The sequence below is a fragment of the Sphingomonas sp. P4_G2 genome (assembly GCF_056401155.1).
In genome coordinates this window covers 1-18,411 of the sequence record NZ_JBFUJY010000005.1, presented here as the reverse complement: position 1 = coordinate 18,411, position 18,411 = coordinate 1, and the positions used below count along the sequence as shown (strand labels likewise).

Sequence of the window (18,411 nt, the reverse complement as noted above, 5' to 3'; positions counted from 1 at the left end):
TCAATATGCAATATTACGAGTTCATCGCCTCCCGTGGCGACACGGGAGCCGTGTTGCCGTTCGCCAAGGTCACCGTGTTTCTGGCGGGTACGACGACGCTGGCAACGATCTTCGACAGTGCCAATGCCGGCCTGGCGAATCCGATAACGGCGGCGACGTCCGGGCTGGTGGGGTTCGCCGCCGCCAACGGTGCCTACGACGTTCAGATCGCGTCGGCGGACGGATCGTATCTCGCGCCGATGGTCCATGACCTTCAGCTGTACGACCTGACGCAGTTGGACGCGCAGGTGGCATCGGTCGCGGCGGCCACGACCGCTCCGGGGTTTCTCGCAGTTGTTGCCGACTTGGCGCTCGGCGCGGCGAGCAAGATCGGGACGGTGGCTGCGGATCTGTTAAGCGGGGCCAGCAATATAGCGGTGGTTGCGGCTGATCTGGCTTTGGGCGGTGCGTCACTGATCAGACAGGCGATTTCGAGTGCGGCGGCAGCGGCGTCTTCTGCTGCTGCGGCGGCAGCGAGTGCAGCCTCTATCTCGTGGTTTTTTCGCGGGCCTGCCGGTTTCGCTCTGACTGACACAGCGGGCTATCGCTGGCTCAACGTCACGCTTACAGATATCAAGCATGCCACCATCGACCTGATCAAATCGCGACTGGCGGCGCTAGAAGCCTATGCTGCCAAGCTGCCGTTGATCAGCGCGCCCGGCGCCGCAACCTTTTCGTTAGTCGACAGCAACGGCTACAACTGGTTGAAGGCAACGCCGACCACCTTGCAGCACAAGGTCATCGAGGCGATGTCGAACCGAATCGTAGCAGCCCTTCGTGGACCAGCCGATCCGTCGATTGCCAATATGCGCATCATTGCGGAACGCATCGGCCTGCACATGTCCGGCGAATCGCTATCGCTAGGGCATGGCTCGCCGGTCATAACCGTGGGCGCAAGCACAACCTCGGATATGTTCGGCAATGCCGGGCTTACAAAAGCTAGTATCGTCCCGGATGACATCAGCGACATATCGAGCGCGTCAGATCCCGACCTAATTTCGAACCGCGCCGCGCTCACACCGGCCATTGAAATCAGCTACAGCGCCGACGCCGATGATTGGACCAGCCACGGTGAAACGCCGCTCACCGGCTGCGCGCAGATGATCGTGCAGCTCCTGAAGGACGAAGACGGCATCGACTTCCTCGTGGCTGGGATGCGCTTCTTGCTTTCCGATGACGGTCGCAACGGCGGCAGTATAACAACCGAAGATGAAACGCTCACCGGCCTAACAGCGCAGCGTGTCTATGCCAGCTTTGGACAGGCTCAGACACTCTATGGGGCGCTCGGCAAGTCTTATGCGCCGGCGGCGCAGATGATCGTCACTGGGACGAACGATAATGCCTCCGACAGCACAAATTACCCGAGCGGGGCGGATACGAAATGGTTCTACACTCGGGCTCAGACCGTGCAGATGCAGCGCCAAGCTAAGGCAGTCACCCTCAAGCTCATTAGCCCGAACGCACGACTTCCGCTGCTGATCGGCCAAACGGCGACGCATACCAATCCAGCCTTCAACGCGCCGATTCCGCACGTTGCGCTCGATCAACTCCAACTCGCAATCGATCACCCAGAGTTCATCCTGGCTTGCATCCAGTACGGGGTGCAGAACGGCGTCAACGACGTCCACATGACCGGCGCTGGCAGCAAGCAAATGGGCGCCTATTTCGGCTGGCACCTTAAGCGCCTGATGTTCGATGGCCTGCGTATTGGACCGATGGTGCCGACCTTCACGGCGCAGAACTCGCAGATCGTCGCGACCTTCCCCGTCCGTGCGGGCCACACGATTGCTGGCGGCCTGACAGTTGCCGACACCACCGTTCTCTCGAACTGGGGCGTTGCGGCTGTCGACGCGAGCGGCGTCGGGAAAACACTCAGTAACCCTCGCGTGGTCGCGCGCGATCGCATCGTATGGGACGCGCCAGCTGCTCCCGCAAACACCTGGAAGTTCCGCTGCGGTTACACCGGCAACACCACCAAGGGGTGGACCAATATCGCCGAAACCCGCGCCGACTCCACGCTGATCTTCGATCCCAATGGCCTGCGCCTGCCGATGTATCGCTGGCTGCCTATCTGTGAGGTGCCCCTGACATGAGAGTTGCTATTCCCTTCGCCGGCGTCGATGCGTCTGCGCTTGGCTATGGCCGCACGCGGTCCTGTCCGAACTTCGGCGCCGGCTATGCTGCCTACATGTTCGGCACCTCGCTCAACGACTCGCCAACGGTCAACCTATTCACTGGCGCCAACGATGGACGGCTGATCGGTACGCCAGCGGCTGTCGGCTTGGTCGGCGGTCCGATGGCTACCACCTTCAGCGGGGCGATCACGGGCGGCAACCTGCTGACGGTCACCGGCACCGTGACCGGCGACCCCCTCGCGGTCGGCCAAACGATTGAGTTGACCACTGGCGTGGGCGGAAGTCTGGGCGTCATCTCGTCGCTTGCGACCGGAACCGGCGGCGCTGGCACGTATAATCTCACCGGCGGCGTCAACACCTCGTCACAATCGATGCGCGCCTTCACCCGCTTTTTCGAGTTGCCGGGATTCGCGCGCGACATCTTCAACCTTGGCAGCGCACTTACCTTGCTCGCCGTCTACAAATCCGCGATCAATCAAGGCATCCTGTCGGACGACATCAACGGCGGTTCATTGGGCATGCTGGTGCCCGGCTTGTTTGAGGTCCAAACCTTCGGTCGCGACAGCGTTGGCACGGTAGTCAACGTCTCCACCAGCTCAGGTTTCGCCAATGGCGCCACGACCTGGAGCATGGGCGTGTCGGAGTATAACACAACCACCGCCCAAGGTTTCTTCCAACGGTCTGGATCGGCCCGCAGTGCTTCGGTATTCGCGACCACACGAACCGCCAACCCGATGGGCAGCACCACACGCAAGCTACGGACGCACCTCTATACCACTACAACACCCGGCGCGACGATTGCAGGGATCGCGATCTATACCAAGATGCTGTCGAGCGCGGAGTTGGACGACGCATTTAGTTACTGGCGCGACATTCTGTCCGATGCTGGCGAGGTGTTGTAGCCCTCGGGGATAACAAGGTAATCCCCGACCGGCAAGCGCTCGGATTTGTGTTCGACAAGGACCGTCCGATTGAAGAGCGCGCCCTTTTTGCTCGTGTACAGCATCAATCGAAATGGGACCGGGATCAGTTCCGCAAGCGCGGAGGTGGTCGGCGTGTGAAGAGTGGTCTCGCTGATCTCGACCCAAATTAGAGGACGGTTAGCGATGATCGTCTCACGAAGTCCGCGGAGCACGTTCGGCTCGAACCCTTGGACGTCGATCTTGATTGCGTCGATGGCTACGCCTCGCAATTCTTCATCGCCGACAGCAATGTGCGCGCTGAGGCCATGAGCGTTGTCCAATTCTCCATCGAGAAAGGTAGACAGGCCGTGGTTGTCATTGACGAAGATTGGTAAGTCGGCAACCGCGTCCCCCAATCCGACCTTGCGCAATTCAACCTTCGCCCAAGGGTTGATCGCGATATTCTGCTCGACCCGCGGCCAGACCTGTGGATTTGGCTCGAACGAGATCACGCTGTTGAAGTGGCGGGCGAACGCTAGCGCGTGGTTCCCGATGTTTGCGCCGACGTCAGCGATCGTCCCGCGCCGGCTCGCCCGGGCGAGAAAGGGTGCGATTTTGTGCCAGTCGTATGAACCGTAGAGATAGGCCTCGCGGTCGATCAACGACTTCAGATTGCCTGCGAAGCGGACCTCACCCCGCCGACATTCGAACTCGGCGTCATGCTTCGCAAGTCTAGTGGCGATCGCTGGCCAGCCGCGAACGTGGCGCATGAAACTGAGGGATTTGGCGAGCTTGGCAGAAAGCGGCACTGTCATGGCGCGGTGGTCTATCAGCGCCGCCGCTATTCGGCCAACGAGAATTGCGATCAGAGTGGGCGATCAGCGACTTCCTCGATAACAGATGGCTTCATACGTACACGTGATCGGATCCATTCGCGCGCTGGCTCTTCGATGTAGAGGAAGACCACGACGGAACCTCCGACGACTACCAAATACTGTAACGGCACGAGCCATTTGCTCTCGCCCAACAGCCAAGTCATGTAAAAGTGCGCCGGCTGGTGGAGCAGATATAGCGAATAGCTCGCCGCGCCAAGCAGCACGAGCCAACGTTGTTGGAGAACTCTAGCAACGATCGAGCCATAATCGCCCGCAATGGCCAAGATAAGCAGCGCCGCCAACACCGTCACGGCAGACGCTACCCATGGCTCGTGCGATATGCATAGCATCAACAAAAGCACGGCGATCGGCACCCACGACGGCACGGGAAAGCGCTTCCCAGCACGCCTGAAATGCAACTCGCCGACCAGCACCCCGATCACGAATTCAGGCAACCGGATGATCGGCGTCGGTACCCATCGGAGCCATTCGAAATATGCCGGATGCAGCGAGAAGAACGCCGAACTGCCGGTTGCGAAGTCCAGAACCGCTAAGGCCAGAAGGGCTATATAGATCGACCGCGTTGACAACTTAGTCGCTACGGTAGTGAGCCAGGGAAACCAAAAGTAGAAAAACGCCTCTACCGAGATCGTCCACGACGGCCCGTTCCAGATGGCGAGAAGCGGCCATGGCGCTGTGATCCACCAATGCAAAAGCAAGAATTGCGGCACATCGCGCCAGTCGTAGTTCACGCCTGCAAACGGGAACATCACGATCACAGTGATTAGGTATACCGGGTAAATGCGAGCAAACCGAGCAACGGCGAATCGTTTGATATTTTCCCGGTCGACTAGCTTGCAGCGGTAGGTGTGGTGCAGAATGAAGCCGGACAGTACGAAGAAAAACGTGACGCCGGTATAGCCGTTCAACAGCACTGACTTAATAATGCCGGGAATATGCGGCTGTGCGGTGATGAACCCGGAACCCGAATGATACATCACAACGAAAATTGCTGCGAAGAACCGAATACTGGTTAGTGGCTTGATGAGATTGGCGCTAGCGGCGTCCGCTTTCGTTTGACCAGTACACCGTGCCGCTCGATTCGCGCTTTCTGACATGTCGACGCGGTATCCGCTTCGACAGCCGGGGGAAAGCACCACCCGACAATGCCGAGCTCACTTAGATTGACCTCAAACACCTCCACGCCCCTTCCCAATGAGAGCACCCCCAATGACCAGGCCCGCCAAAGCCCCGCCAACCTGGCTGGCGTGGCTTCCCGTCATCACGACGATCTTCCTGATCGCGGGCTTCCTATGGGCGGGCGGCGGCAAGATGAACGAACTGGCCGAGCACGAACGCCGCCTCACCGCGCTGGAAACCCGTCGCGAATCCGACGCCGACAAGCTCGACAAGATCAATGAGCGCACCGCGCGGATCGAGGCAAAGCTCGAGGTGCTCGTCCCCTCATCCGGCCAAACCAGGACAGGACAACCGTGATGTTCGATCCGGGCTCGATGCTCATCCTCTTCGCTCTGGCGCTGATGATGGTGCCGCCGATCCATATGACTATCACGCGGCCACGGATCAGCATCACTCAGGTCGCGCCGATGTTGCGTGAATCATTCCCGCCGCCGGCACTCGAGCCCGACCTCAACGAGCCGGAGCGGCTCGCCGACGAACACTCGCCAACGACCCGCTGATCCGCGCGACCGCCGCGATCGCGGAGACCTACGACCAAGCCTGACGCGCGGCGCTGCCGCAAGTGGAGGAAACCATGAACCTGCTACGCAAATGGTGGGCGCTTGTCCGCGCCCGGCTGATCGATGACGCGCGCTTGTGGTGGCGTTTCTGGACCATGCGCCTGGCGGCGTTCGGGGCCATCGTCACCGCGTTGGCACAGTGGTTCCCCGACGCGCTCTCGGCGGCGTGGAACGCCATGCCGTACGACATGCGGGCATATCTTCCCGCACCGTTGCTCCACTCGATCCCCGTAATCCTGTTCGTCGCCATCATGGTGGCGCGGATCGTGGCGCAGAAGAAGGCGGCGCCCAATGGCTGAAGGCATCGACAGCTTCGTTGAGAGCGACGCGGCGGCGCGTGCCGGCTGGGCCAGCAAGGGCGCCATCGCCGCGGCCGTCGCGGTCATCCTTGCCGGCGTCTATGCCGTCGAAGGCGGCTATGTGAACGACGCCCGCGATCCGGGCGGCGCAACGAGCTACGGCGTCACCGAACAAGTCGCTCGCGACTATGGGTATCGCGGTGACATGCGCCGGTTCCCGCAGCATTGCGACGGCCCCGCGACCATTTGCGCCGATGCCGTCTATGTGCGGAGCTACATCGCCGCGCCTGGCTATATGCCGCTGGTCGAGATCGACCCCGCCGTTGCCGGCGAGTTGATCGACACCGCGGTCAATATGGGGCCGCGGCGACCCAATCGCTGGTACCGGCTGACGATGAACGCGCTGGGTGAGGCGCGCCTGCCGGACAGTGCGGCGTCGTTGGGGCCTGTCGACGTCGCGGCATATCGGATGCTCCAGACAAAGCTCGGCGTCATCCCCGCTTGCGCCGCGACACTCGACGCGCTCGATGCCCGGCAAGCTGCGGAATATCGTCGGCTTGCCGCCGCTAACCCCAAGCTCCGCGCCTTTCTCAAGGGGTGGCTGCGTAACCGGATCGGCAATGTCGATCGCCGATCCTGCGGCAAGGGAGACAGCTGATGGCCTTTCTCATTTCCCTCGCGCTTGGCTGGAAATGGCCTGGCTGGGCCGCTCGCCTGTTCGGCTGGGCCGTACCGGTCCTGGTCGCACTCGCAGCTATCGGCGCCATGATCGCGCTGGTCTATCATAAGGGCGAAACCGCCGGCGGGGCCAAAGCTGAGGTGCGGGCCGAGAAGGCACACGCCAAGACCGTCGCCGTCGCGCGCGCCGACGAACGCCAGGCTCAGGCGACCGTCGATGCCATCGGCAGGCGTGTCGCAGTCGCCGACGACAAAACCGATATTCTCGTCCGAACCAAGATCAGGGAGATGCACGATGCGCTGGATGCGACGCCGGGCACGCTTAATGGCGACGCTCGTTCCACTAATGCTGTCGACGCTGACAGCGTGCGGGACCACCTCAACGCTCTCGTCGTCGATGCGAACCGATCGGCCGACGCTGCCGATGCCGAGCGCTGAGACGACCAGGACCGAGCGCCTGCCGACCCTGACCGGCAGGAAATCCGGCGAACTGATCCTGATCGACAAGGGCGAATTTGGCGAGCAGCTGGACTTGCTGGCCGAAGCGATCGGCGCTGTTGCGCGGCTCAACAACCGGCAAGGCGCGCGCAACGCCTATGACCGGTGCGTAAAGGCCATATTCGAGACCGGAAAGATGCCGGGGAACTGTCCGAAAACCAAGATCGACTAAATCGGTTCTGGGTCGGGCAACGAACGCCTCGTCTTGAGGCCAAATCGGTCCATCATTCGCTTCCGGACGGGCCGATCAAACGTGCGGTCGAGAAACAAGACCCCGCCAACCAGCAGCAGGCAGCAGATGAGGAATAGGAAAGGCCCTAGGGACACACCGGCGCGACCGGCGTGACTGACGATCCAGCTGACGAAGATTAGCGCCGGCATATGCAATACATAGACGCCATACGATGCGTCGCCCAGCTGCTTGAAAACCCGAGCGGTGAGACCACCCACGTCGACCCGCATGGCCAGCACCCCAGCCGCGGGAAAGATCAGGAGCACGCAGAGCAAATGATAGACCGCCGTCCATGAGCCCGGGCGAGCTGCGAACAGACCAATCAGCAGCGCCGCGCATGCTAGCCCGATCAACTGCGATCGGACCCTTGCACGTGGGACGGTTCGATAGATGAGAACGCCGAGGAAGAAGGAGAACAATACCCGTATTGGCCCCGCCCCGGCAGTCTCCCACAGACTACCCGCAGAAAGCTGGCCGTAGATCAGGGTGATCGCGATCACTCCGATTGCCCCGATGGCAATTATCGCGGCCATGACGCTGACCGACAATCGTCGCCAAAACAGCACGAATATGAAATTGGCCACCAATTCCCAGAGCAGCGACCAGAATGGCGGATTGAGCTCGAACAGCTTCGCTCCCCACCCCTGAGGGATAAACATCAACGTCAGCATGATCGCTGAGAGGAGTTCGCCGTAGGAGTGGTAATAGCCTGCCCGTCCTGTTGCCATTGCCACAAAAACCGCGACGCCACCGAGCAGGGTTCCCAGTGCGTAGAGCGGCCAAAAGCGGATAAGCCGCGTCAGCATGAATCGGGAGGTATTGAGCTCGCCGCTTGCAATTCGATCGTCATATGCGTGCGCGATCACGATGCCGCTCAGCAAGAAAAACAGATCTACGGCAAGGCCACCGCTCGCAGCAAAAAACCAAGGCGCGCTAATGGCTTGCCAATGCAGCGAGGCGACCGCGATCGCGGCTAAACCTCGCATGCCATCGATTAGCGTGAAGGCCTCCGTTCGTCGCGCCATCGGCCTCCATAGCGCTGCTTGATATGCGCGGCAGTCCTGTACCGAATAGGCCTTCACCGCGCAACGCCTGCCACCGCCGCCCGCGCGACGCCATGACCGCTGCGTCAAAGCGATCCTCGAACCGGACTCGTGCCCGGGATTGTCCGCACGACGTGGTGTCGCGACGTTGATCGAGATTGTGGCGGGACGGTCACATCTCGCAACCATTTGCGAGAAGCGGCGCTCCGGGCGCCTAATATGTCCGAATCGCTGTCTAATTCCGATTGACCGGATCACGACCCACGCTAGCGACCCTTTCTTCGCTCTGCGGGAAACAGGGCCAAAAAGAGGGGATAAACATGTCGCATCGTTCCGCGCGCCACAGCGCGCGTCTTCGCTTTGCCTTGAATACATCCGCCGCACTGGGCTCACTTGTCGCTGCCGCGACGGCCCATGCCCAGACCGTCGATGCCGTCGCCAATCCGCGCGCCAATGCGCCGACCGGCAATTACTATTCGCCGCAGGACGCCATTTCGGTCGCGCCGCCCGAAACTTCGATCCGCGAACCGCAGATCGTCATTTCGCAGCCGGGCAATCCGAATTCATCGGCGCCGCCCAACGGCGCACTCGACGCCAATGACGTGACCGGCATCGGCGAAATGATCATCGACCAGCAAAATGGCTTTATCGGCCTGTGCACCGGCACGCTGATCAACCCGCGTACGGTCATCTTCGCCGCGCATTGCGTGAACGAGGATCCCGACGAGACCGGTTTCCAGGACCCATGGGGCTATGGCGCGGACAATGGCGGCCGGCCGATCGCTTTTGGGTTCCGGGCCAACAACAACGCCGCGGGTAATTCGGCGTTCGGCAACTGGTTGTACGGCGGTTATCGGACCGACGTCGCCAACTACCTCTACAACGTCAATCAGGTCACTTATAATCCCGCGTCGACCTCGCTCGGGGTCGGCAACAACTTCCTGCAGGGCGATATCGCCATCGCCACACTCGACACGCCGGCGGCGAATGTCCCCACCTGGGCGATCCTGCTGTCGCAATTGCCGGCGCCGGGATCGATCGATCCCGCCAAGGGCAGCGGCTATCACGTCACGATCACTGGTTACGGCGATAGCGGCACGGGCAATACCGGCGATACTCGCGGGGTCGATTTCCGTCGTCGCGTGGCGGAAAACTATATCGGCCTGCTGGGGTCGCTCGACGACGTCGATGGGTTCCTGTTCGGCGTGAATGACGGCCTGCCACAGAACCTTTATCAGCTCGATTTCGACGACCCGCGCCGCGGCGGGCTCAACGCCAGCATCTACGACTTCAACCTGTTCCGCGACAATGCCTTGCCCAAGGAAGGCATTACCGCACCTGGCGATTCGGGCGGTCCGCTGATCCTCGACAATAGGTTTTCGAAGAAGCTGGTGATCGGCGTGCTGTCGGGTGGCAGCCGGTATTTCAACAACCAGCCATCGGCGAGCTACGGCACATCGTCCTTCTATCAGCCGCTCTATCTCTATTGGGACTGGATCGCGGCGAACAACAATTACCATTATGTCGGGTCGAAAGCGGGCGATGCGAACTGGGCCGACCCGACGCATTGGGTCACCAATATCGACCCCAATTATATGACGATCGTCGGCGGCAACCTCGTCAACGGCGTTCCCTCGACACTGGGTGACGGCGTCAACGGCACGTCAGGCAAGTTTGGTGAGATCTGCATCGAGCAGGGCAATAACAGCGACTGCTACAACACCACCACCGGCGTCGAGACGTATAACGGGACCGAATATCAGTTCACTCCCGCGGGCGGCCAACCGGGCACCAGCCCGATCCCTGATGCCACGCTGGATAATGGGCTCCCGGGCGCGAGCAACTTCGTGCCGAACGACCGCGACCCAGACGCCGCTACGCATACCCGCGCGGCCTATTTCGATGTCACCCTGGGTGCCGCGGGCACCACCACGCTCGACACCAAGGTTACGGTCGATCGCCTGACCGTCGCCGGATCGGGCGCGCGGCTGAACATCGCCAATGGCGGGTCGCTGACCAGTCTGATCGACGTCACTCAAACCAATGGCCGGATCACGGTCGACGGAACGATGAATTCGGTCGGTGATTATCTGCTGTTCTCGGGCGCGCTGGACGGCCGTGGTCGGATCAACACGCCGTATCTGACCAGCGTCACCGGCATGATCGCGCCGGGTAGTGTGGGCTCGATCGGCACGTTGACGGTCGGTGGCAATCTGGTGCTGTCGTCGGGCAACGTCTTGCTGATCGACCTTGGCGCCAACGGCGCGGCGGACAAGTTGGCGGTCGTCGCCAATCAGTTTAGCGCGCCGGGTGTGGCGGTCGATGGGCTGGCATCGATCGGCGGCACCGTGCTGTTCGCACCGGTGTCGGGCTATATGATCCGCGATGGTGACACTTATCAGATCCTGACCGCGCAGAACCAATTGGCGGGGACGTTCAACACGACCGCGCTGAGCGCGATCCTGACGCCGAAATTCCTCTATTCGGCGAACGACGTGAAGGTGAAGATCGTCGCCGGCAAATATGCCGATGTGGTGTCAGCCAACTCGCCGGTGCAGGCCGCTTATGCCAGGTTGCTCGATGGCGATCGTACCGGCAGCTACAACGCCCTGGCAGGGCTTTACGGGCCGCTAGACCTGCAGAATGCAGCGACGATCCGTTCGACGCTCGAGAGCTGGGCGCCGCGGACCGAGACGCTGAAGACCGCGCTCGGTACCGTCGCCACCGACAATATGGCGCGCTTCTATCGCGACCGGCTCGGTGCGCTGGGTAACGGCGATATGGGCGGCACGGTGGCGATCATCGGCCAACCGCTCAGCGTCATGGCAAACCTGAATAACGTCGGCCCGATGGGATCGTACAAGTCCGGTGGCGCCGGCACGCCTCAGGTTACCAACGTGTCCACCGGCAAAGTGCCCGACGACGTCAGCGTGTTCTTCGCGGGTGGTTATTTGAACGGCAACAGCGCGCCGATGGCGACCGCGCTCCCCGTGGGTGGCCGCGACACGTTCGACGGCTGGTATGGTGCAGCAGGCGTCGAAAAGCAGGTGAGTTCGACCTTCACGGTCGGTTTCGCTTTATCCTACACCAGCACCCAGGGCACCACGACGACGGGCGCCACTGCCAAGGGTGAACTCTATCAGGGCACCCTGTACGGCAAGCTTGGTCTGAAGAATAGCTTTGGGCTGGATGGCGTGTTTTCCGCCGGCTTGTTCGATACGCATATGGTGCGATCGGCCAGCTTGGTCGGAACGCCCTATACGCTACGCTCCAACGATCAGGCGCTGGCCGTCAGCGGCGAGGCCGGCGTGTCGTGGATGGCGAACCTGGGTGGGCTCAAGCTCGGGCCGCGCGCGGCGCTCCGCTATGGCGACATCGGCTTTTCCGATACTGCAGAGGCCGGCGGTCCGATGGCGTTGCGGATCGATCGCGAAGGCGCGCACTCGACCCAAGGCCGCCTCGGTCTGACGCTGGGCGGGGGCAAGAGCAAGGTGGGGCCATATCTGACCGGCTATTACGTCCATGACTTCGACAACCAGCCGGCGTCGTTCGGCGCGAACTTCGTCGGGGGCGTCGGACCTGCCGCGCAGTTTGCGTTGACGGGCCGCGACAAGGATTGGTGGGAAGCCTCTGGCGGCCTTGCTGTCGACATGAAGAACGTCACGCTGTCGGTCGGTGTCGACACGACGATCGACCGCAGCGACGTGAAGAACCAGAGCTATCGCGGAAGCATCACTTTCCGCTTCTGATTTGATACCTGTGAAATGGTCGAGCCGCCTTCCCTTCGGGGAAGGCGGCTTTTTTTGTGTCCGCGGGAGCGGGGCTTAAGCAGCGATCGCGGTCGCCTCGATCTTCGCATCCTCGAGTGCCCTGGCCCGCGCATCAGACCCCATCGCGATCCCCTCCGCGCGAATGAAGGCGATGTCGGTCACGCCCAGGAACTCAAAGAAGCCGCGGAGATAGGCCTCCTGATGGTCGAGCCAGGCCCGTCCGGTGTCGGACCCGTAAAAGCCGCCGCGCGCCGAGGCGATGATCAGCTTGCGTCCACCGGCCAGTCCTTCCGCGCCTTTTTCGGAATAGCGGAATGTCGTGCCGGCGATCGCGAGGCGATCCATCCAGGCTTTCAGGTTGGAGGGAATGCTGAAGTTATACATTGGCGCGCCGATCACGACGATGTCGGCGGCGAGGAACTCCTCGGCAAGCGATGTGTCGCCGAGATCGCCCAAGGTCACATGTCCAAGCGGATCCAAAGCGAGGTCGCGCCGCCGGATTTCGGCTTCGGGATGAAGCGCACTCAACCTGGCGACCGCCGCCTCTCCGATCGAGCGGGTGACGCTGTTTTCCGCGGTGATGCTGCTGTCGACGTGAAGGATGATCATGGTGCCTCGCTGGTATTGATTAGTTACTGAGGCACGCTAGATAACTGCCATCATCCGCGTCGCAAGAAGGCACATTTTTGGCAATGAGGATAACCTATGTGCCCCGGTATCAACGATGTTACCGAAGGAGCCGGCAGTGAATCCTCATGGTCCGCAATGCCGCGGCGTGACCGGCGTGCTCCAGCGCGTCGGCGACAAATGGAGCATGCTGACGATCAACGCGCTGGCCGATGGGCCGAAGCGGTTCAGCGAGTTGCGGCGCTCGATCGAGGGCATCTCGCAACGCATGTTGACGCTCACCTTGCGCGGGCTGGAGCGTGACGGCCTGGTGACGCGAACGGTGACCCCCAGCATTCCGCCCCGGGTGGACTACGAGCTGACCCCACTCGGCCAGTCGCTGCAGCAGCCGGTCGGCGAACTCGCGCGCTGGGCGGTCGATCATCTGACGGTGATCCAGACCGCGCAACAGCGTTTCGATGTGGTGGCGGACGCGCGCGAGGACAGCAAACTCAATCGGGAATGAGGTCGCGCGGCATCACGATCGCCTCGCTCACCTTGCCGTCGCGGCGATAGCTGATTGGCAGGGACCGGTCACGAGCAGGAACACGGACGATCACCTTTCTGTCTGGCGACGGGCTGGTATAGGATCGGCGATCATGGGTCTTGAACCGAATTCGCCTTCCTGTTCGTGTTGCACGCCGCGCGCCGCACCGCCGGGCCGGATGCGCCACGGGGGTGGCGAAACGCTCCACCGCCATCTTCATGAACGGCCCTTTGCCGCGATCGTGCTGGCGGGCGGCTATGTCGAGGCGGGCGATACCGGACGGCATTGCGTCTCTGCCGGCGATGTCCTCGTCCATGGCGCCTTCGAACGCCACCTCGACCGGTTCGACCCGCGCGGCGCCGAAGTGCTGGTACTGCCGTTGAAAGGCCGCTGGCGTGGTCCGGTGCGCAGCCGCGTCGCCGACCCTGACGCGATCGCCCGGCTCGCGGAAAGCGATCTATTCGCTGCGCAAGAGTTGCTCGATCGCGATATCATCGTGGGGGCGACCAGCGGCACCGACTGGCCCGATCTTCTCGCCGCGGATTTGCTCGCCGCGCCCGATCTGCCGCTCGCGAAATGGGCGGAGCAGCGCGGACTCCATCCTGCCAGCCTGTCGCGCGGATTCCGCCAGCAATTCGAGGTCACGCCTGCCCAGTTTCGCCTGATCGCGCGCACGCGTCGAGCGGTCGACCGCGTAATCGAGACGGGCACGGCTCTGGCGGCCATCGCAGTAGCGGAGGGGTTCGCTGACCAAGCGCATATGACGCGGTCGATCATGCGCCAGACGGGAAGATCCCCTCGCGCTCTGCGTAGCGAACTGGGGTTCTGCGGCTAAATCGCCAGCCGCATTTCCTCCTGGCAGCCGCTTTATTGCCGGCAGTCTCCCGCTGCCGTTAAAATGGAATCGAACCTCAACCACTTAACGACTCGCGCTGAATCCTTGGCTTTCGAATAGACGGATTCCTGGCAACATGGTAAATATCGCGTTGCGCATGGTGGACGAGCCGAGTGGGGGTGAATGGTCCAGGTCTTGTTCCTGTTGGCATTGGCCGCGAGTTTCGCGGGCTATGCAGCATACCTGACCGGCCTGAAGCGGGATCTGGTTGAGCCCAACCGCGCATCGTGGCTGATCTGGTCGGCGGCGACCGCGGTCGAGGCGTCGACCTATGCCGCGGTGAACCCTGAAGGCCTGCAGCGCTGGGTGTTCCTGTTCGCGACCGTCGCCTGCGTCGCGATCACGGTCGCTTTGTGGCGCAGATCGGCCTGGACTCTGCCGACGCGCACCGAAACATTCTGCATCGCGACCAGCCTTGGCGCTTTGGCAATCTGGGCGATGTTCCGCGACGCTTTCTGGGCGCATATGCTGGTGGTGGTCGCGGTGCCGGTCAGCTTCTGGCCGACCTGGGCAAGCGTGATCGCCGATCGCGGTCGCGAGCGCTCGCCTGCCTGGGGCCTGTGGACGCTGGGAGACCTCGCGACGTTGATGGTCGCCGCTCGTACGCCGGGGAGCCCGGTCGGCGAATATGCCTATATCCTGGTCGAACTGGTCTGCCACGCGAGCATCTGGTTCATGGTCGGGTTGGCGACGATCAATCCCTTGCGGTCGCTGGGCTTCCGCAACGGGCGCTTCTACGTGCTCGATGCCATCCGCACGCCCACCAATCTGTTCGCGGTGAGTGAGAACCATCTGGGCAAGGCGGTGTTCGCGGCCGCGCCGTTCGCCGAGGGTGAGCGGCTGATGTCGTTCACCGGACGCCGCTTCCGCGCCGACCGCATTCCCAGCCTGATGCGCGGACAATCGGACCGATACGTCCAGGTCACGCCCGATCATTATATGGGCCCGTCCGGGCGGATCGACGATCTGGTCAACCATAGCTGTGCGCCCAATGCCGGACTGCGCTTCACCGATCAGGGCGTATTCCTGGTCGCGATCCGGGATATCGCGCCGGGCGAGGAGATCTGCTGGGATTATTCGACCACGCTGGCGGAATCGAACTGGCACATGATCTGCCAATGCAAGACGTCCGACTGTCGTCGCGTGATCGGCAACTTCTCGACACTGAGCCCCGAGCGCCAGGAATGGTTCCGTTCGCGCAATCTGATCGCGCCCTATCTCCGACGGAAGGATGAGGTCGGCCGCGACCGCGCGGCCTGAGACGCCCTCTTGTAGCGCGTCAGCTTCTCCCCACATTCGCCGCCATTGGTCGCGGGCTCGAAGGAGGGCCGCAACGTCCATGAATAGCGTGTCGGTCCGCCCTGCCCTGATCGCCAAAGCACCGATCCGCGCCTGGCGCATCGTCGGCGGCGCTTTCCTGCACTTTGCCGTACCCGTCTATGTCGTGACGGTTGCCGTGGCGACATTGTTCACGGCGCCGGCGGGCGCGCCGCTTAGCGACCTCGCCCATCTGGCGCTCGGGTATAGCGGTTGGTTCCTGGCCGGCTACGCGGCGTTGGCACTGGCAGCGACACTTGTCACGGCTGCTCTCGAGCCGTTGGTCGGCCTTCGCCGTCACCGCGACGCGATCGACCCCAGGCGCGCGGCAAATGACTCCCGGATGCGCGTCACGCATGCGCTGGCCGAGGCACGATCATTACCCGGTGCCGATCTTCGCCGACTCGTCGATGTGCTAGCCCGACCAAGGTGGGACCATGACGACGAGAGATATCAGGCGCTGTCACGCGACCTCGTACAAGTCGTCCACGCGATGGCGGTGGCGAATGACACCGCTTCGGACGAATCCCGAACTGACATTCTCGCACTCGCGACTCGCTCGCTACAACGGATCGACGATGCGCTAAATGATCTGGCTGCCGAGCGAAGCAGGCTTAACCATGGCGACGCACGTGCGGTCGCACGCTACGTCGAAAATCGGTATGGTCCTTCCGATTTCTCTGGAAGCTAGACTTGGGGCACATTAAATAGAGGGAGAGCGCGATCGTGCGCTCTTCTTTAGGTCCCAAGGACACCCACCACAGATGACAAATATGTATGTGCTCGGCGCTTCGGCCGTCGTGGCCCTTGTTGTCGCTTGTCTGTTCATCCTCTCTCGCTGCGTTCGCTACGTGCGCAACAACCGCGTCGCGATCGTCGAGAAATTGTGGAGCCGCAACGGCTCCGTCACCTCCGGCTTGATCGCCCTCAACGGCGAGGCCGGCTACCAGCCGATTGTCCTGCGCGGCGGCTATCACTTCTTCATGCCGTTCCAGTATCGCGTCCATTCGCAGCCTTTGGTCACCATCCCCCAAGGCCAGATCGGCTATGTCTTCGCGCGCGACGGCGCCCCACTGGGTCCGACCCAGACGCTGGCGAGCAATTTGCGCACCGCCGACTTTCTCGACGTGCGCCGCTTTCTGGAGGATGGCGGGCAAAAAGGTCCGCAACGCGCGATCCTGCGCGAAGGCACATACGCCATCAACCTGGCGCAGTTCGTCATCATCACGCGCGAGCATCTCTACGGCCTGATGCTCGAGGCGAACGACTTCGACCTGTTCAGCAACATGCAGCGCGTGATCGAGGAGCGGTCGGGTTTCGAGTCGGTCGTGATCAAGGACGCGTCCGACATGATCGGCATCGTCACGGTGCATGACGGCCCGGCGCTGACCGCCGACCAGATCATCGCGCCCGAAGTCGGCACCGACCAGTCGGACGACACGACGTTCCACAACAGCTTCCAGGATCCGGAGAAGTTCATCGCGGCGGGCGGTCGTCGCGGCCGCCAGCTCCAGGTGCTGGTCGAGGGCAGCTATTTCATCAACCGCCTGTTCGCGACGGTGGAGATGGTCGCCAAGACGGTGATCGAGGTCGGCCATGTGGGCGTCGTCATCAGTTACACCGGCGACAGCGGTGCCGACACGTCGGGCGACGATTATCGCCATGGCGAACTGGTCGATCGCGGCACGCGCGGTGTGTGGAGCGATCCGCTGCTGCCGGGCAAATATGCGTTCAACACCTATGCCGGGAAGATCCTGATCGTACCAACGACCAACTTCATCCTCAAATGGGACCAGGAGATGACCGGACAGCACAAGTTCGACGAGAATTTGTCCGAAGTGTCGCTGATTACCAAGGACGCGTTTGAGCCCACGCTGCCGCTGTCGGTCGTCGTGCATATCGATTACCGCAAGGCGCCGTTGGTGGTGCAGCGGTTCGGCGATATCAAGAAACTGGTCGAGCAGACGCTCGATCCGATGGTTTCGGCCTATTTCAAGAACGTCGCGCAGAAGAAAACGCTGATCCAGTTGCTCCAGGAACGCTCCGACATCCAGGAGCAGGCGGGCGATCAGATGCGGGCAAAGTTCACCGCTTATAATCTCGAACTGCAGGAAGTGCTGATCGGTACGCCCCGCGCGGCGGCCGGCAACGACCAGATCGAAAAGGTCCTGCAGCAATTGCGCGAACGACAGGTTGCCGAGGAACAGGTCACGACCTATGCCAAGCAGCGCGTCGCGGCCGAGGGCGAGAAGGATCTGCGCGAGGCGCAGGCGCGTGCTCATCAGCAGACCGCGATCACCGAATCCGAACTGTCGATCACGGTGCAGGAGAACCAGGGCAAGGCGGCGGTGAAGCGCGCCGCGCAGGAAGCCGAACAGACCCGCACGCTTGCCAAGGCCGAATCCGACCGCATCCGCATCGTTGGTGAAGGTGAGGCGGCGAAGGTCGTGGCGTTGGCGGGCGCGGAGGCCGATCGCATCACCAAGACCGGTCTCGCCACTGCCGAGACGATCGAGAAGCAGGCGGCTGCCTCGGGCGGCGCGCAATATCAGCTGACGCGTCAGGTGATCGAGCGACTGGCCCAGGCGCTGGAAACGTCTGGCGTCGACGTTGTGCCGAGGGTGCAGATCAGTACCGGCGGCGATGCCGGCGCGGGCGCCGGTGGCGGCGCACTCCAGGCGCTGATCGGAATGCTGTTGTCGGAGAAAGGCATGTCGCTGCTGGCTACGCCCGCGGCCAATGATCGGGGTCCCGTCACGCTCCCCGACGAAGACGCCGAGGTCGCAGCTGAATAGTTATCAAGACAAGGTCGCGG

General features: G+C 62.2%; 18 protein-coding genes. 14 read left to right on the top strand and 4 right to left on the bottom strand.

The annotated features are described in order from the left end of the window. Positions 1-5: 5 nt before the first annotated feature. Together AC1DRD_RS14565 and AC1DRD_RS14560 are read left to right on the top strand one after the other, a co-directional pair. The gene (locus AC1DRD_RS14565; RefSeq protein ID WP_478041916.1) at positions 6-2,132 is read left to right on the top strand and encodes a hypothetical protein; all 2,127 of its coding nucleotides are present in this window, start codon (positions 6-8) and stop codon (positions 2,130-2,132) included. Then, positions 2,129-3,076: a hypothetical protein gene (locus AC1DRD_RS14560; RefSeq protein ID WP_478041915.1), complete on the top strand. Its 948-nt coding sequence runs from the start codon at positions 2,129-2,131 to the stop codon at positions 3,074-3,076. The genes AC1DRD_RS14565 and AC1DRD_RS14560 overlap by 4 nt, the downstream gene beginning before the upstream one ends. Here the strand turns inward: AC1DRD_RS14560 and AC1DRD_RS14555 are convergent. Both AC1DRD_RS14555 and AC1DRD_RS14550 read right to left on the bottom strand, forming a co-directional pair. Further along, positions 3,034-3,891 (bottom strand): FkbM family methyltransferase, encoded by an 858-nt coding sequence (locus tag AC1DRD_RS14555; protein ID WP_478041914.1) that lies wholly within the window; start codon positions 3,889-3,891, stop codon positions 3,034-3,036. The two genes, AC1DRD_RS14560 and AC1DRD_RS14555, sit on opposite strands and share 43 nt — an antisense overlap. A 50-nt stretch (positions 3,892-3,941) precedes the next feature. Then, positions 3,942-5,069 carry an acyltransferase family protein gene (locus AC1DRD_RS14550; RefSeq protein ID WP_478041913.1) on the bottom strand — a complete coding sequence of 376 codons (1,128 nt, stop codon included), beginning with the start codon at positions 5,067-5,069 and terminating at the stop codon, positions 3,942-3,944. 112 nt (positions 5,070-5,181) lie between these two features. Here AC1DRD_RS14550 and AC1DRD_RS14545 point away from each other — a divergent pair, with 112 nt between their 5' ends. From AC1DRD_RS14545 to AC1DRD_RS14520, 6 genes are all read left to right on the top strand, one after another. Continuing rightward, on the top strand, positions 5,182-5,448 hold the full coding sequence (locus AC1DRD_RS14545; RefSeq protein ID WP_478041912.1) for a hypothetical protein: 267 nt from the start codon (positions 5,182-5,184) through the stop codon (positions 5,446-5,448). Then, on the top strand, positions 5,448-5,651 hold the full coding sequence (locus AC1DRD_RS14540) for a hypothetical protein (RefSeq protein ID WP_478041911.1): 204 nt from the start codon (positions 5,448-5,450) through the stop codon (positions 5,649-5,651). The genes AC1DRD_RS14545 and AC1DRD_RS14540 overlap by 1 nt, the downstream gene beginning before the upstream one ends. A gap of 74 nt (positions 5,652-5,725) precedes the next feature. Continuing rightward, the gene (locus AC1DRD_RS14535) at positions 5,726-6,010 is read left to right on the top strand and encodes a DUF7940 domain-containing protein (RefSeq protein ID WP_478028665.1); all 285 of its coding nucleotides are present in this window, start codon (positions 5,726-5,728) and stop codon (positions 6,008-6,010) included. Continuing rightward, the gene (locus tag AC1DRD_RS14530; RefSeq protein ID WP_478041910.1) at positions 6,003-6,668 is read left to right on the top strand and encodes a glycosyl hydrolase 108 family protein; all 666 of its coding nucleotides are present in this window, start codon (positions 6,003-6,005) and stop codon (positions 6,666-6,668) included. The genes AC1DRD_RS14535 and AC1DRD_RS14530 overlap by 8 nt, the downstream gene beginning before the upstream one ends. Further along, positions 6,668-7,126, top strand: a complete 459-nt coding sequence (locus AC1DRD_RS14525; protein WP_478041909.1) for a hypothetical protein — start codon at positions 6,668-6,670, stop codon at positions 7,124-7,126. The genes AC1DRD_RS14530 and AC1DRD_RS14525 overlap by 1 nt, the downstream gene beginning before the upstream one ends. Beyond that, complete coding sequence (locus tag AC1DRD_RS14520) at positions 7,113-7,358, top strand: hypothetical protein (protein WP_478041908.1); 246 nt, start codon at positions 7,113-7,115, stop codon at positions 7,356-7,358. The genes AC1DRD_RS14525 and AC1DRD_RS14520 overlap by 14 nt, the downstream gene beginning before the upstream one ends. Here AC1DRD_RS14520 and AC1DRD_RS14515 read toward each other — a convergent pair. After that, complete coding sequence (locus tag AC1DRD_RS14515; RefSeq protein WP_478041907.1) at positions 7,355-8,500, bottom strand: acyltransferase family protein; 1,146 nt, start codon at positions 8,498-8,500, stop codon at positions 7,355-7,357. The genes AC1DRD_RS14520 and AC1DRD_RS14515 overlap by 4 nt on opposite strands. A 281-nt stretch (positions 8,501-8,781) precedes the next feature. Between AC1DRD_RS14515 and AC1DRD_RS14510 the strand changes: the two genes are divergently transcribed. Continuing rightward, entirely contained in the window at positions 8,782-12,210 is a 3,429-nt protein-coding gene (locus AC1DRD_RS14510) for an autotransporter domain-containing protein (RefSeq protein ID WP_478041906.1), read from the top strand. Positions 12,211-12,285: 75 nt separating this feature from the next. Here AC1DRD_RS14510 and AC1DRD_RS14505 read toward each other — a convergent pair whose 3' ends face one another. After that, positions 12,286-12,840, bottom strand: a complete 555-nt coding sequence (locus AC1DRD_RS14505) for an FMN-dependent NADH-azoreductase (RefSeq protein ID WP_478041905.1) — start codon at positions 12,838-12,840, stop codon at positions 12,286-12,288. 136 nt (positions 12,841-12,976) lie between these two features. On the opposite strand from AC1DRD_RS14505, the gene AC1DRD_RS14500 reads away from it, so the two are divergent. The 5 genes from AC1DRD_RS14500 to AC1DRD_RS14480 all read left to right on the top strand — a co-directional run bounded on the left by AC1DRD_RS14500 (position 12,977) and on the right by AC1DRD_RS14480 (position 18,391). Next, the gene (locus AC1DRD_RS14500; RefSeq protein ID WP_478041904.1) at positions 12,977-13,363 is read left to right on the top strand and encodes a winged helix-turn-helix transcriptional regulator; all 387 of its coding nucleotides are present in this window, start codon (positions 12,977-12,979) and stop codon (positions 13,361-13,363) included. Positions 13,364-13,496: 133 nt separating this feature from the next. Further along, the gene (locus AC1DRD_RS14495; RefSeq protein WP_478041903.1) at positions 13,497-14,219 is read left to right on the top strand and encodes a helix-turn-helix domain-containing protein; all 723 of its coding nucleotides are present in this window, start codon (positions 13,497-13,499) and stop codon (positions 14,217-14,219) included. Positions 14,220-14,402: 183 nt separating this feature from the next. Next, positions 14,403-15,539 (top strand): SET domain-containing protein, encoded by a 1,137-nt coding sequence (locus tag AC1DRD_RS14490; protein WP_478041902.1) that lies wholly within the window; start codon positions 14,403-14,405, stop codon positions 15,537-15,539. 88 nt (positions 15,540-15,627) lie between these two features. Next, positions 15,628-16,287, top strand: a complete 660-nt coding sequence (locus AC1DRD_RS14485) for a hypothetical protein (protein ID WP_478041901.1) — start codon at positions 15,628-15,630, stop codon at positions 16,285-16,287. 73 nt (positions 16,288-16,360) lie between these two features. Further along, entirely contained in the window at positions 16,361-18,391 is a 2,031-nt protein-coding gene (locus AC1DRD_RS14480; RefSeq protein ID WP_478041900.1) for an SPFH domain-containing protein, read from the top strand. Positions 18,392-18,411 lie beyond the last annotated feature (20 nt).